Source organism: Actinoplanes sp. OR16, from assembly GCF_004001265.1.
In the GTDB taxonomy this organism is placed as follows: Bacteria; Actinomycetota; Actinomycetes; order Mycobacteriales; family Micromonosporaceae; genus Actinoplanes.
This window is the reverse complement of record NZ_AP019371.1, coordinates 254,625-268,597: the sequence shown is the minus strand read 5'-3', so window position 1 is coordinate 268,597 and position 13,973 is coordinate 254,625. Positions and strand designations below refer to the sequence as shown.

The window sequence follows — 13,973 nt, the reverse complement described above, 5'->3', positions numbered from 1 at the left end:
GCTTCGAAGCGCCGAGCGGTGGCTCAGCTGGCGAAGAACGCGCGGGGGTCCGCGACGAGCACGCCCTGCTCGGTGAGGCGCTCGATGAGGCCGGAGGGCGAGATGTCGTAGACGATGGCGAGCGCGCGCAGGTCGTCGGCGCGGATCGACAGGACGCGGCCGTTGTAGTCGCCACGCTGCTGCTGGATGGCCCGGGCGTAACGAGCCACGTAGGCGAGGTCTTCGCCGGTGGTGTCGTACAGCTTCTCCAGGTCCAGGACGATCTTGTTGGTGGCCTCGAGGCGGATACCGCTGCCGTCGGGCAGCAGCTCCGAGACGGGCACTCGGTAGAAGTCGGCCAGTTCGGCCAGGCGCGAGACGGTCACCGCGCGGTCGCCCCGCTCGTACGAGCCCACGACGACGGCTTTCCAGCGGCCGTTGGACTTCTCTTCGACGCCCTGCAGGGACAGGCCCTGCTGCTGGCGGATGGAGCGCAGGCGGGCGCCCAGCGACTTCGCGTACTCAGACGGCATACGGACACTCCCGGTACTGTGCTGGCCCGGAGGGTTCTTTCCTCACGGATCGCTACGCTGCGTGACGGTACGGAGTTTGCGGTCGCCGGTCAAGTGTTGGTTACCGATGAGTCGCGCCAGCCGCACCGAAGTCACCGACTGTATCCCTAGTTGCAGGGTATGTCCGGATAGCTCCAGTCAGGCACGTCACCATGGTCAACGCTGCGTCCACTGGTAACGTAGCGTCAGCCATCGGGCCGGCTCGTAACGGGGTCGTTCCGAAACCGACATCCTTTAACGACCCGTCCCGTGAGGCGGGGAAGGAGGTCCGCCGTGGCACAGCCACGCGCAGACGCGCCCAGCAAGATCATCTTGGAGGGGTCCGACCTGCACCGGGTCGTCGACCGCATCGCTCACCAGATCCTCGAGAAGACCTCCGGGGCTACCGGCACGGTGCTGCTCGGCATCCCGACGCGCGGTGTCCCGCTCGCTCACCGGCTGGCCGCCCGTATCCACGCCTTCGAAGGCGTCGAGGTCCCGGTCGGCTCTCTCGACATCACGCTCTACCGCGACGACCTGCGCCTCAAGGCCACCCGCGCGCTCGGCAAGACCGAGCTGCCCGGCGGCGGCATCGACGGGCTGCGGGTCATCCTCGTCGACGACGTGCTCTTCTCCGGCCGCTCGGTGCGCGCCGCCCTGGACGCCCTGCAGGACCTGGGCCGGCCCAGCTCGGTGCAGCTCGCCGTCCTGGTCGACCGCGGTCACCGGCAGTTGCCGATCCGCGCCGACTACGTCGGGAAGAACATCCCGACCGCGCTCAGCGAGAGCGTGAAGGTCGCGCTGACCGAGACCGACGGCGCCGACGAGGTCCGCCTGATCGGAGGCCTCAAGTGATCAAGCACCTGCGTTCGGCCGCGGATCTCGACGCCGCGACCGCGACCCTCATCCTGGACACCGCCGCCGAGATGGCCGCTCTGTCCGGGCGCGAGGTGAAGAAGCTCCCGGCACTGCGCGGCCGAACGGTGGTGAACCTGTTCTACGAGGACTCCACCCGTACCCGGATCTCGTTCGAAGCCGCTGCCAAGCGGCTCTCCGCCGACGTCATCAACTTCTCGGCGAAGGGCTCCAGCGTCTCGAAGGGCGAGAGCCTCAAGGACACCGCGCTCACCCTGCAGGCCATGGGCGCCGACGCCGTGGTGATCCGGCATTCGGCCAGCGGCGCGCCGCACCGCCTCGCCGGCTGGGTGGACGGCTCGGTCGTGAACGCCGGCGACGGCACCCACGAGCACCCGACGCAGGCGCTGCTCGACGCCTACACGATGCGTTCCCGCCTGGGCCGGCTCGACGGCCTGCGGGTGGCGATCGTCGGCGACGTGCTGCACAGCCGGGTGGCCCGTTCCAACGTCCTGCTGCTCACCACGCTCGGCGCGCAGGTCACGCTGGTCGGCCCGCCCACCCTGATCCCGCTCGACGTCGCCGCCGCGCTCTCCGAGAAGACCCAGGTCAGCTACGACCTGGACGCGGTGCTGCCGGACAGCGACGTGGTGATGATGCTGCGCGTGCAGACCGAGCGCATGCAGGACTCCTACTTCCCGTCGGCCCGGGAGTACAGCCGCCGGTACGGCCTCGACGTGCCCCGGATGAACAGGCTGCCGGAGCACGCGATCGTCATGCACCCCGGCCCGATGAACCGGGGTATGGAGATCGCCCCGGAGGTCGCCGACTCCCCGCGTTCCACCATCGTCGAACAGGTCGCCAACGGCGTCAGCGTCCGGATGGCCGTCCTCTACCTGCTTTTGGGAGGCAAGTGATGGCGTACCTGCTCAAGGGCGTCTCGGTCCTCGGCGCGGAGCCGACCGACCTGTACATCAAAGATGGCGTAATTTCCGACACTCCGGACAAGGATGCCGACGTCATCGACGCATCCGGTCTGGTGGCCCTTCCCGGCCTCGTGGACGTGCACACCCACCTGCGCGAACCGGGCCGCGAGGACGCCGAGACGGTGGACACCGGCTCGCGTGCCGCCGCCCTCGGCGGTTACACGGCGGTCTGCGCCATGGCGAACACCGACCCGGTCGCCGACACTGCGGGCGTGGTCGAGCAGGTCTGGCGCCTGGGCCGCGAGGCCGGTCTGGTGGACGTGCAGCCGATCGGCGCCGTCACCATCGGCCTGGCCGGCAAGCAGCTGGCCGAGCTGGGCGCGATGGCCACCTCCGCCGCGAACGTGCGGATCTTCTCGGACGACGGCTTCTGCGTCGCCGACCCGAAGCTGATGCGCCGGGCCCTGGAGTACGTGAAGGCGTTCGACGGCGTCATCGCCCAGCACGCCGAGGAGCCCCGGCTCACCGAGGGCGCGCAGATGCACGAGGGCGAGGTCAGCACCCGGCTCGGCCTGACCGGCTGGCCGGCTGTCGCCGAGGAGGCGATCATCGCCCGGGACGTGCTCCTCGCCGAGCACGTCGGCAGCCGCCTGCACGTCTGCCACGTCTCCACGGCCGGCTCGGTCGAGGTGCTCCGGCAGGCCAAGGCGCGCGGCGTCCGGGTGACCGCCGAGGTGACCCCGCATCACCTGCTGCTCACCGACGAGCTCGCGGCCGGCTACGACCCGGTCTTCAAGGTCAACCCCCCGCTTCGTACGAGGACCGACGTCGAAGCTCTGCGCCGGGCTCTCCTCGACGGCGTGATCGACGTGGTGGCGACCGACCACGCGCCGCACGCGGTGCAGGACAAGGAATGCGAGTGGGCGTACGCGCGCCCCGGCATGCTGGGACTGCAGACCGCTCTGCCGATCGTGCTGAGCGTCTTCGGTGAGGACTGGAAGCTGATCGCCGACCGCATGTCGATCGCGCCGGCCCGCATCGCCGGGCTGACCGGGCACGGCGGCGACCTGACGGCCGGTACGCCGGCCAACCTGACGCTGGTGGACCCGTCGTACCGCGGGGTCGTCGACCCGGCGGAGCTGGCGAGCCGCAGCCGAAACACGCCGTATGCGGGGATGACCCTGCCCGGTCGCATCGTGGCGACCTTCCTGCGGGGCGAAGCGACGGTTCTGGACGGAAAGGCGGTCAAGTGATGCCCAAGGCGATCCTCGTTCTGGAGGACGGGCGCACCTTCACCGGCAGCGCTTACGGAGCGATCGGCGAGACGTTCGGCGAGGCGGTGTTCACCACCGGCATGACCGGATACCAGGAGACGCTGACCGACCCGTCGTACCACCGGCAGGTCGTGGTGCAGACCGCGCCGCAGATCGGCAACACCGGGGTGAACGACGAGGACGACGAGTCGGACCGGATCTGGGTGGCCGGATACGTGGTCCGCGACCCGGCCCGCCGCCCGTCGAACTGGCGCTCGCAGGGCGACCTCGGTGAGCGCCTCGCGGCCGAGGGCGTCGTCGGCATCAGTGGCGTCGACACCCGCGCGCTGACCCGGCACCTGCGCGAGCGCGGCGCCATGCGGGTCGGCATCTCCTCGGTCGACCTCGACCCGGCCTCGCTGCTGGAGCGGGTCAAGGCCGCGCCGGAGATGCTCGGCGCCGACCTCTCCGCCCAGGTCACCACGTCCGAGCTGTACACGGTGAAGGCCGAGGGCGAGCACCGCTACACGGTCGCCGCGCTGGACCTCGGCATCAAGCGCAACGTGGCCCGCCGGCTCGCCGCCCGCGGCGTCACGACGCACATCTTCCCGGCGTCCTCCTCGATCGAGGACCTGCTCGCGGTCGGCCCGGACGCGGTCTTCTTCTCGCCCGGCCCCGGCGACCCGGCGACCGCCGACGCCCCGGTGAACCTGGCCCGCGAGGTGATGCGCCGCGAGGTGCCGCTCTTCGGCATCTGCTTCGGCAGCCAGATCCTCGGCCGCGCGCTCGGCTTCGGCACCTACAAGCTGGGTTACGGCCACCGCGGCATCAACCAGCCGGTGCTCGACAAGACCACCGGCAAGGTCGAGGTGACCAGCCACAACCACGGGTTCGCCGTGGACGCCCCGCTGAACACCGTGATCGACACGGACTTCGGCGGCGTCGAGGTCTCGCACGTCTGCCTCAACGACAACGTGGTCGAGGGCCTGCGGGGCATCGAGGTCCCCGCCTTCACCGTCCAGTACCACCCCGAGGCCGCAGCCGGCCCGCACGACGCTGACTACCTGTTCGATCGGTTCGTCGAGCTCGTCGAGAAGAAGGGCTGACCACCCATGCCGAAACGTGAAGATCTCAAGCACATCATGGTGATCGGGTCCGGCCCGATCGTCATCGGCCAGGCCTGCGAGTTCGACTACTCCGGCACCCAGGCGTGCCGGGTCCTCCAATCCGAGGGCATCCGCGTCTCGCTGGTCAACTCCAACCCGGCCACGATCATGACCGACCCGGAGTTCGCCGACGCGACCTACATCGAGCCGATCACCCCGGAGTTCGTCGAGCTGGTCATCGCGAAGGAGCGCCCGGACGCGATCCTGCCGACGCTGGGCGGCCAGACCGCGCTGAACACCGCGATCGCCCTGCACGAGAGCGGCGTCCTGGAGAAGTACGGCGTCGAGCTGATCGGCGCGAACGTCGACGCCATCCGTAAGGGCGAGGACCGCCAGCTCTTCAAGGACATCGTGGCGATCGCCGGCGGCGAGACCCCGCGCTCCCGGGTCTGTCACTCGATGGACGAGGTACGCGAGACCGTCGCCGAGATCGGTCTCCCGGTCGTGATCCGCCCCTCCTTCACCATGGGCGGCCTCGGGTCCGGCATGGCGCACACCGCCGAGGACCTGGAGCGGATCGCCGGCTCGGGTCTCGCCGCCTCCCCGGTGACCGAGGTCCTCATCGAGGAGAGCGTGCTCGGCTGGAAGGAGTACGAGCTCGAGCTGATGCGCGACAAGCACGACAACGTCGTGGTCGTCTGCTCGATCGAGAACATCGACCCGATGGGCGTGCACACCGGCGACAGCGTCACCGTGGCGCCGGCCATGACGCTCACCGACCGCGAGTACCAGAAGATGCGTGACCTGGGCATCGCGGTGCTGCGCGAGGTCGGCGTGGACACCGGCGGCTGCAACATCCAGTTCGCGATCAACCCGGACGACGGCCGGATGATCGTCATCGAGATGAACCCGCGCGTGTCCCGCTCGTCGGCGCTCGCGTCGAAGGCGACGGGCTTCCCGATCGCCAAGATCGCCGCGAAGCTGGCCATCGGCTACACGCTCGACGAGATCCCGAACGACATCACCCTGAAGACGCCGGCCGCGTTCGAGCCGGCTCTCGACTACGTCGTCGTGAAGATCCCGCGGTTCGCGTTCGAGAAGTTCCCGGGCGCCGACAAGGAACTCACCACCACGATGAAGTCGGTCGGCGAGGCGATGAGCCTGGGCCGCAACTTCGCCGAGGCGCTGAACAAGGCGATGCGCTCGATGGAGACGAAGGCGGCCGGCTTCTGGACCGCGCCGACCTTCGAGAACGTCGACGAGGCGCTCGAAGCCCTGAAGGTCCCGCACGACGGCCGGCTCTACACGGTCGAGGCCGCGCTGCGGCTCGGCGCCACCGTCGAGCAGGTGCACCAGGCCAGCGGCCGGATCGACCCGTGGTTCCTGGACGAGATCCAGGCCCTGGTCGACCTGCGCGCCGAGATCCTGGCCGCGCCGGTCCTCGACGACGAGCTGCTGCGCCGGGCCAAGCGCAACGGCCTCTCCGACTCCCAGCTCGCGGTGCTGCGCCCGGAGCTGGCCGGCGAGGACGGCGTCCGCGCGCTGCGGCACCGGCTCGGCATCCGCCCGGTCTACAAGACCGTCGACACCTGCGCCGCCGAGTTCGAGGCGAACACCCCGTACCACTACTCCTCGTACGACTCCGAGACCGAGGTGGCGCCGAGCGACCGGCCCAAGGTGATCATCCTGGGCTCCGGTCCGAACCGGATCGGCCAGGGCATCGAGTTCGACTACTCCTGCGTGCACGCCGTGCAGGCGCTGCGGGGCGTCGACTTCGAGACCGTCATGGTCAACTGCAACCCGGAGACGGTCTCCACCGACTACGACACCGCGGACCGGCTCTACTTCGAGCCGCTCACCTTCGAGGACGTGCTCGAGGTCTTCCACGCCGAGGACAGCTCCGGCAAGGCGGCCGGCGGCCCGGGTGTGGTCGGCGTGATCGTGCAGCTCGGCGGCCAGACCCCGCTGGGCCTGGCGAACCGGCTCAAGCAGGCCGGCGTCCCGATCGTCGGCACCTCGCCCGAGGCGATCGACCTCGCCGAGGACCGGGGCCTGTTCGGCGCGGTGCTGGCCGAGGCCGGCCTGCGCTCGCCGGACCACGGCACCGCGACGACGTTCCCGGAGGCCAAGGCGATCGCCGACAGCATCGGCTACCCGGTGCTGGTCCGCCCGTCGTACGTGCTCGGCGGCCGGGGCATGGAGATCGTCTACGACGAGCCGACCCTGCAGGGCTACATCGAGCGGGCCACCGAGATCTCGCCGGACCACCCGGTGCTGGTCGACCGGTTCCTCGACGACGCGATCGAGATCGACGTGGACGCGCTCTGCGACGAGACCGGCGAGGTCTACCTGGCCGGCGTCATGGAGCACATCGAGGAGGCCGGCATCCACTCCGGCGACTCGGCCTGCACGCTGCCGCCGGTCAACCTGGCGGCGCCGCACCTGGCCGAGGTCCGCCGCTACACCGAGGCGATCGCCCGCGGTGTCGGGGTGCGCGGCCTGCTGAACGTGCAGTACGCGCTCAAGGACGAGACCCTCTACGTCCTGGAGGCCAACCCCCGTGCCTCGCGGACCGTGCCGTTCGTCTCCAAGGCGACGGCGGTCCCGCTGGCGAAGGCGGCCGCCCGGATCGCGCTCGGCGCCACCATCGCCGACCTGCGGGCCGAGGGCCTGCTGCTGGCCGAGGGCGACGGTGGCTCCACGCCGGTGAACGCGCCGATCGCGGTGAAGGAGGCGGTGCTGCCGTTCAAGCGGTTCCGCACCCCGGCCGGCAAGAGCGTGGACAACCTGCTCAGCCCGGAGATGAAGTCGACCGGCGAGGTGATGGGCATCGACGCCGGGTACGGCCAGGCGTTCGCCAAGTCGCAGGCCGCGGCGTACGGCTCGCTCCCGACCAGCGGCAAGGTCTTCGTCTCGGTGGCGAACCGGGACAAGCGGTCGATGATCTTCCCGGTGAAGCGGCTCGCCGACCTGGGCTTCACGATCGTCACGACGGCCGGCACCGGTGAGGTGCTGCGGCGGTACGGCATCGCGTGCGAGGTCGTCCCGAAGCACTACGAGAGCCCGGGCACGAACGCCGTCGAGCTGATCCTGGCCGGCGAGATCGCGCTGATCATCAACACCCCGCAGGGTTCCGGCGCCAGCGCCCGCCTGGACGGGTACGAGATCCGCAGCGCCGCGGTCACCGCCAACGTGCCGAGCATCACCACGGTGCCGGGCGCGGCCGCCGCGGTGATGGGCATCGAGGCGCTGATGCGCGGCGACATGACGGTCCGCCCGCTGCAGGAGTGGCACGCGCTGCTCCGCCCGGAGCTCGTCAAGTGAGTCTGTTCGCGAAGGTCGCCCGGCCGGCTCTGTTCCGGCTGGGCGGCGGCGACGCCGAGCACGCCCACGAGTGGACGCTGAACCGGCTCGCCTCGCTGCCCTCGCCGGCCCTCGCCGCGCTGCGCCGCCAGTACGCGTTCGCCGCGCCGGTCGACGTCTTCGGCGTCCGGTTCCCGAACCGGGTCGGCCTGGCCGCCGGCATGGACAAGAACGGGCTCGCGCTGCCGGCCTGGCCGGCGCTCGGGTTCGGGTTCGTCGAGGTCGGCACGGTCACCGCGAAGCCGCAGCCGGGCAACGACAAGCCACGGTTGTTCCGGCTCAAGGAGTCCGAGGCGATCATCAACCGGATGGGGTTCAACAACCTCGGCGCGGCAGCCCTGGCCGACCGGCTGGCGCAGCTGGGCAAGCTGGACGTGCCGCTGGGCATCTCGCTCGGCAAGTCCAAGGTGACGCCGCTCGAGGAGGCGGTCGAGGACTACCTGTTCTCGTACCGGCTGCTGCACCCGTACGCCGACTACATCGCCGTGAACGTCTCCTCGCCGAACACGCCGGGCCTGCGCAGTCTGCAGGACAGAGATTCGATCGCGGCGCTGCTCAAGGCACTGAGCGGCCCGGTGCCGGTGCTCGTGAAGATCGCGCCGGACCTGACCGAGCCGGCCATCGCCGAGCTCCTCGAGGTCTGCCTGGAGCATGGCGCGGCCGGTCTGATCGCGACGAACACCACGCTGTCCCGGGACGGGATCGCCGAGTCCGACCAGCACCTGGCGGGCGAGGCGGGCGGGCTGTCCGGCAAGCCGCTGACCGAACGGGCCCGGCAGGTCGTGAAGTTCGTCGCCGACGAGACTGGCGGCCGGCTGCCGATCATCGGGGTCGGCGGGATCATGTCGGTCGACGACGCGGCCCGCCTGCTCGACGCCGGAGCCTCGCTGGTGCAGCTGTACAGCGGGTTCATCTACCGGGGACCGGACCTGGTCCGCGCGGTGGCCCGCGGCGCCCGCCCGATCCGTTCCCACCGCGCCCGATGAGCGCCGGGCGCGAGGACGACCTGCTCGCGCTCGACCGCGCTCACGTCTGGCACCCGTACGGCCCGATGCCCGGCCGCACCGATCCGTACCTCGTGGAGGCGGCGGAAGGGGTGCGGCTGCGGCTGGCCGACGGCCGGGAACTGGTGGACGGGATGTCGTCCTGGTGGGCGGCGATCCACGGGTACCGGCACCCGGTGCTGGACGCCGCGATGGCCGAGCAGGCCGGGCGGATGAGCCACGTGATGTTCGGCGGGCTCACCCACGAGCCGGCCATCCGGCTCGCCGCGTCGCTCGTCGAGCTCACCCCGCCGGGTCTGGAGCACGTCTTCCTCTGCGACTCCGGCTCGGTCGGGGTCGAAGTGGCGATCAAGATGGCGCTGCAGGCCCAGCGGGCGCTCGGCCGGCCCGGGCGGCAGCGCCTCGCCACCTGGCGGGGCGGCTACCACGGCGACACGTTCCACCCGATGAGCGTCTGCGACCCGGTCGGCGGGATGCACGCGCTCTGGACCGGGGTCCTTCCGGCCCAGGTCTTCGCCGAGGCGCCGCCCGCGGAGTTCGACGACGCCTACGCGGCCTCGCTGCGGGAGCTCGTCGAGCGGCACGCGGGCGAGCTGGCCGCGGTGATCGTCGAACCGGTCGTGCAGGGCGCCGGCGGGATGCGGTTCCACCATCCGGAGTACCTGCGGGTGCTGCGGGAGGCGACCGCCGAGCACGGCATCTTCCTGATCTTCGACGAGATCGCGACCGGGTTCGGGCGGACCGGCCGGCTCTTCGCCGCCGAGCACGCCGGGGTCAGCCCGGACATCCTCTGTCTCGGCAAGGCGCTCACCGGCGGGTATCTGACGCTCGCCGCCACCCTCTGCACTCCCGCTGTCGCGTCGGCGATCTCGGCGGGGGAGGGCGGGGGTCTGGCGCACGGGCCGACGTTCATGGGCAACCCTCTCGCCTGTGCGGTCGCGAACGCGTCGATCGGGCTTCTGCGGGGCGGCGGGTGGGCTTCCGGCGTACGACGCATCGAAAGCCGGCTGAAAGACGGCCTGGAGCCGCTCCGCGGGGCGCGAGGGGTCGCCGATGTCCGCGTTCTCGGCGCGATCGGCGTGGTGCAGCTGGATCATCCGGTGGACATGGCGGCGGCGACGGCCGCAGCGGTGGATCGGGGCGTCTGGCTCAGGCCGTTCCGGGACCTGATCTACACGATGCCGCCCTATGTGGCGGACGACGCGGACGTGGACCGCATTACCGCGGCGATCACCGCCGCGGTGGCAGCTACCTGACACGTTTGGGGGAAATATCTTGGAGACCTTCGGCGAACGCCTCCACGCGGCCGTAGCGGAGCGTGGTCCGCTGTGCGTGGGCATCGACCCGCACGCCTCTCTGCTCGCCCGCTGGGGCCTCTCCGACGACATCGCGGGCCTGGAACGCTTCGCCCGTACGGTCGTCGAGGCACTGGCCGATCGGGTGGCTGTGCTGAAACCACAGTCCGCGTTTTTTGAGAGATTTGGGTCACGTGGCGTCGCGATTCTTGAGTCAACTATCCGACAGTCCCGGGAGGCGGGCGCGCTCGTCCTGCTCGACGTGAAGCGTGGCGACATCGGCTCGACGATGGCCGCATACGCGTCGGCCTATCTCGATCCGGCGAGTCCTCTCCGTGCTGACGCGATTACTGTGAGTCCCTATCTCGGAGTTGGCTCCTTGCAGCCGGCATTCGACCAGGCGGCCGCTCACGGCGGCGGAGTCTTCGTTCTCGCGCTGACCTCGAACCCGGAGGGGCCGGCCGTCCAGCACGCGGTCACGGCGTCCGGAAAAACCGTCGCGCAAACGATCATCGACGAGATTTCGCAGGTCAACGCGGGTGCGCGACCGCTCGGAAGTCTCGGGCTGGTCGTCGGCGCGACGATCGGCGAGACCGGCCACGACCTCTCCAAGGTCAACGGACCGCTCCTCGCTCCGGGCCTCGGAGCGCAGGGCGCGACGCCGTCCGACCTGCGCGCGGTCTTCGGCGAAAGCCTGCGGAACGTGTTGCCCTCGTACTCACGCGAGGTCCTCGCCGCGGGCCCGGAGATCGCCGATCTGCGGGCCGCGACGGACCGTGTTCTTGACGACTGCCGCGCCGCGCTCGGGTGAAACGGCCTGCTTACCAGCGCGTCAGGATGCGGTGAGCGGGGTACCCCCACGTTGCCGAAAGCGCCGTTGACCGCTAGTTTTCCCGGCGCCGGGAACCACATGCCCCTTTGGTTCCCTGGCACACCACGTTTCACAAAGCGCCGGTATTGAACCACCGCCGCGTAAGGGACCTGAGGAGAACTGGTGCCGCTCCCGTCACTGAGCCCCGAACAGCGCCAAGCTGCGCTGGAGAAGGCCGCGGAAGTCCGCAAGGCTCGGGCTGAGCTGAAGGAACAGCTCAAGTCCGGCAAGACCACCCTCGCCGCCGTGCTCGACCGCGCGGAGGCCGATGAGGTCGTCGGCAAGCTGAAGGTTTCGGCCGTGCTTCAGGCGCTGCCGGGCATCGGCAAGATCCGGGCGACCCAGATCATGGAGAAGCTCAAGATCGCTGAGAGCCGCCGGCTCCGTGGTCTTGGCGACCAGCAGCGCAAGGCCCTCCTGGGGGAGTTCGCTGCGAACTGACTCATGGGCTCGTGTAGACATGAGCCGTGAGCATGGATGACGACGCGCGCCCGGCAGCCCGCCTCACCGTTCTTTCCGGCCCCTCCGGGGTCGGCAAGGACAGTGTGATCGAGTTGATCCGGGCGCGCTCGCCTTGGATCAAGTTGTCCGTGTCGGTGACGACCCGCAAGAAGCGGGACTACGAGACCGACGGCGAGCACTACCACTTCGTGAACCGCGCCGAGTTCCAGCGCCTGATCGACGGCGGGCAACTGCTGGAGTGGGCGGAGTTCGCGGGGAATCTCTACGGGACTCCGCGGGCGCAGGTCGAGGGCTGGCTCCAGCAGGGCCGGCCCGTTCTGTTGAAGATCGACCTGCAGGGCGCCCGCCAGGTTCGTGCGGCGATGCCGGAGGCCCAGCTGGTCTTCCTGGCCCCGCCGAGCGTCGACGAGCTCCAGCGCCGCCTGATCGGCCGGGGCACCGACGACGCCGAGACGATCAAGCGCCGGTTGGCCCATGCCGACGAGGAGCTTGCCGCCGAGTCGGAGTTCGATGTCACCGTGGTGAACGACTTCGTCGAGCGTGCCGCCGATGAGCTGGTAGGATTGCTCGGTTCGTTATACCTCGCACACGAGCATTGATTCTCAACCAAAGGACTTCACCACAGTGGGAACCATCGCGAACCCCGAAGGCATCACCAACCCGCCGATCGACGAGCTGCTCGATAAGACCTCGTCGAAGTACTCGCTGGTGATCTTCGCGGCCAAGCGCGCCCGCCAGGTCAACGCCTACTACAGCCAGCTCGGTGAGGGCCTGCTCGAGTACGTCGGCCCCCTGGTGGAGACCACTCCGCAGGAGAAGCCGCTCTCGATCGCGATGCGCGAGATCAACGCCGGCCTGCTGACCGCGGAGCCGACGGACAACCCGTAGGCTCCGGGCCGCAGTGTTCCCGCGGAAAGCGCGGACCACGGCGGCGACCACGGATGCCTACTCCGGAGGCCGAGCCCCCGGAAACCCCACGGAAAACCACGCGTGCCCCCTGGTCTCGGAGTCGAGCAGGGGGCATCGCACTATTCGCTGACGTGTTCAGGGGTTGAGCGTGACTGAGGTCGTTCTCGGGGTGTGCGGTGGCATCGCGGCGTACAAGGCCTGCGAGCTGCTGCGGCTGTTCACCGAGTCGGGGCACGGCGTGCGCGTGGTGCCGACCGCTTCGGCGCTGAAGTTCGTCGGCGCGCCGACCTGGGCCGCGCTCTCCGGCCGCCCGGTCGCCACCGAGGTCTGGGACGACGCGCACGAGGTGCCGCACGTGCGGATCGGCCGGGCCGCCGAGCTCGTCGTGGTCGCGCCGGCCACCGCCGACATCCTCGCCAAGGCCGCCCACGGCATCGCCGACGACCTGCTCACCAACACGCTCCTCACGGCCACCTGCCCGATCGTGTTCGCGCCGGCCATGCACACCGAGATGTGGGAGAACCCGGCGACCCGGGCGAACGTGGCGACCCTGCGGTCCCGCGGCTTGATCGTCCTGGAACCCGCTGTCGGCCGGCTCACCGGCAAGGACACCGGTAAGGGGCGTCTTCCCGACCCGGCGGCCATCTTCGAGTACGCGTTACGCGTACAGAGGCGCGGTCTTGATCTGGATCTTGCAAGTCGCCATGTGGTGGTGACCGCCGGTGGGACGCGCGAGCCACTCGATCCGGTGCGTTTCCTCGGCAACCGCAGTTCCGGCAAGCAGGGTTACGCGCTGGCGAAGGCGGCCGCGGCCCGAGGCGCCCGGGTCACGCTGATCGCGGCGAACGTGTCGCTCCCGGACCCGGCGGGCATCGACGTCGTGCGGGTGGGCACCACCGAGGAGCTGCGCAAAGCGACGGTGGAGGCGTTCGCCGCGGCGGATGTGGCGATCATGGCAGCCGCGCCGGCCGACTTCCGCCCGCTGACGATCGCGGATCAAAAGATCAAAAAGACCGACGACGGTACGCCGGCGCCGATCGTGCTGACCACGAACCCGGACATCGCGGCCGAACTGGGCGCGGCGAAGAGGCCGGGTCAGCTTCTCGTCGCATTCGCTGCCGAGACTCACGACGCGATCGAGCACGCACGCGCGAAGATGGTGCGGAAACGAGCCGATCTGATCGTCGTTAACGAGGTGGGTCCGGACCTCGTGTTCGGACAGGACCACAACACGGTCACCCTGCTGGGCTCCGACGGATCCACCGGTACCTTCGGGCAACTCCATAAAGACGATGTGGCCGATATGATTTTGGATCACGTCGTGGAACGGTGGGATGCCCTGGTCGGTGACGCTCAGCGGCGCTGACTACACTTCCGCGTTACGTTGTATTCGACAAAT

Annotated in this window: 13 protein-coding genes; 12 read left to right on the top strand and 1 reads right to left on the bottom strand. The window is 69.9% G+C overall.

Annotation, left to right across the window (positions count from 1 at the left end; translation table 11 throughout):
• Nucleotides 1–23: 23 nt before the first annotated feature.
• Nucleotides 24–512, bottom strand: coding sequence for a transcriptional regulator (locus tag EP757_RS01210; RefSeq protein ID WP_014446326.1), 489 nt, complete (start codon nucleotides 510–512; stop codon nucleotides 24–26).
• Between the two features lie 288 nt (nucleotides 513–800).
• Between EP757_RS01210 and pyrR the strand changes: the two genes are divergently transcribed.
• The 12 genes from pyrR (at nucleotide 801) to coaBC (ending at nucleotide 13,940) form a co-directional block, all read left to right on the top strand.
• Nucleotides 801–1,385, top strand: a complete 585-nt coding sequence (pyrR, locus tag EP757_RS01205; protein WP_370457748.1) for a bifunctional pyr operon transcriptional regulator/uracil phosphoribosyltransferase PyrR — start codon at nucleotides 801–803, stop codon at nucleotides 1,383–1,385.
• Nucleotides 1,382–2,302 carry an aspartate carbamoyltransferase catalytic subunit gene (locus tag EP757_RS01200; RefSeq protein WP_127542364.1) on the top strand — a complete coding sequence of 307 codons (921 nt, stop codon included), beginning with the start codon at nucleotides 1,382–1,384 and terminating at the stop codon, nucleotides 2,300–2,302. Before pyrR ends, EP757_RS01200 begins: the two co-directional genes overlap by 4 nt.
• Nucleotides 2,299–3,564 carry a dihydroorotase gene (locus EP757_RS01195; RefSeq protein ID WP_127542363.1) on the top strand — a complete coding sequence of 422 codons (1,266 nt, stop codon included), beginning with the start codon at nucleotides 2,299–2,301 and terminating at the stop codon, nucleotides 3,562–3,564. Before EP757_RS01200 ends, EP757_RS01195 begins: the two co-directional genes overlap by 4 nt.
• Complete coding sequence (gene carA / locus EP757_RS01190) at nucleotides 3,564–4,670, top strand: glutamine-hydrolyzing carbamoyl-phosphate synthase small subunit (RefSeq protein ID WP_127542362.1); 1,107 nt, start codon at nucleotides 3,564–3,566, stop codon at nucleotides 4,668–4,670. Before EP757_RS01195 ends, carA begins: the two co-directional genes overlap by 1 nt.
• Before the next feature lie 6 nt (nucleotides 4,671–4,676).
• Complete coding sequence (gene carB, locus EP757_RS01185) at nucleotides 4,677–7,994, top strand: carbamoyl-phosphate synthase large subunit (RefSeq protein WP_127542361.1); 3,318 nt, start codon at nucleotides 4,677–4,679, stop codon at nucleotides 7,992–7,994.
• Nucleotides 7,991–9,019, top strand: coding sequence for a quinone-dependent dihydroorotate dehydrogenase (locus tag EP757_RS01180; protein ID WP_127542360.1), 1,029 nt, complete (start codon nucleotides 7,991–7,993; stop codon nucleotides 9,017–9,019). The genes carB and EP757_RS01180 overlap by 4 nt, the downstream gene beginning before the upstream one ends.
• Complete coding sequence (locus tag EP757_RS01175; protein ID WP_127542359.1) at nucleotides 9,016–10,293, top strand: adenosylmethionine--8-amino-7-oxononanoate transaminase; 1,278 nt, start codon at nucleotides 9,016–9,018, stop codon at nucleotides 10,291–10,293. Before EP757_RS01180 ends, EP757_RS01175 begins: the two co-directional genes overlap by 4 nt.
• Before the next feature lie 19 nt (nucleotides 10,294–10,312).
• Nucleotides 10,313–11,143, top strand: coding sequence for an orotidine-5'-phosphate decarboxylase (gene pyrF / locus EP757_RS01170; protein ID WP_127542358.1), 831 nt, complete (start codon nucleotides 10,313–10,315; stop codon nucleotides 11,141–11,143).
• Between the two features lie 183 nt (nucleotides 11,144–11,326).
• A complete protein-coding gene (gene mihF, locus EP757_RS01165; protein ID WP_014446317.1) occupies nucleotides 11,327–11,644 on the top strand; it encodes an integration host factor, actinobacterial type in 318 nt (105 codons plus the stop codon).
• Nucleotides 11,645–11,676: 32 nt separating this feature from the next.
• Nucleotides 11,677–12,264 (top strand): guanylate kinase, encoded by a 588-nt coding sequence (gene gmk, locus EP757_RS01160; RefSeq protein WP_127554027.1) that lies wholly within the window; start codon nucleotides 11,677–11,679, stop codon nucleotides 12,262–12,264.
• Between the two features lie 25 nt (nucleotides 12,265–12,289).
• Nucleotides 12,290–12,553 carry a DNA-directed RNA polymerase subunit omega gene (gene rpoZ, locus EP757_RS01155; RefSeq protein ID WP_014446315.1) on the top strand — a complete coding sequence of 88 codons (264 nt, stop codon included), beginning with the start codon at nucleotides 12,290–12,292 and terminating at the stop codon, nucleotides 12,551–12,553.
• Between the two features lie 169 nt (nucleotides 12,554–12,722).
• On the top strand, nucleotides 12,723–13,940 hold the full coding sequence (coaBC, locus tag EP757_RS01150) for a bifunctional phosphopantothenoylcysteine decarboxylase/phosphopantothenate--cysteine ligase CoaBC (RefSeq protein WP_127542357.1): 1,218 nt from the start codon (nucleotides 12,723–12,725) through the stop codon (nucleotides 13,938–13,940).
• The last annotated feature ends 33 nt before the right edge of the window (nucleotides 13,941–13,973 follow it).

Bases quoted from the DNA above. Each gene is read 5' to 3' on its own strand.
- EP757_RS01210 (WP_014446326.1), bottom strand. From the start codon at position 512: ATGCCGTCTGAGTACGCGAAGTCGCTGGGCGCCCGCCTGCGCTCCATC.
- carA (WP_127542362.1), top strand. From the start codon at position 3,564: ATGCCCAAGGCGATCCTCGTTCTGGAGGACGGGCGCACCTTCACCGGC.
- carB (WP_127542361.1), top strand. From the start codon at position 4,677: ATGCCGAAACGTGAAGATCTCAAGCACATCATGGTGATCGGGTCCGGC.
- EP757_RS01175 (WP_127542359.1), top strand. From the start codon at position 9,016: ATGAGCGCCGGGCGCGAGGACGACCTGCTCGCGCTCGACCGCGCTCAC.
- gmk (WP_127554027.1), top strand. From the start codon at position 11,677: ATGGATGACGACGCGCGCCCGGCAGCCCGCCTCACCGTTCTTTCCGGC.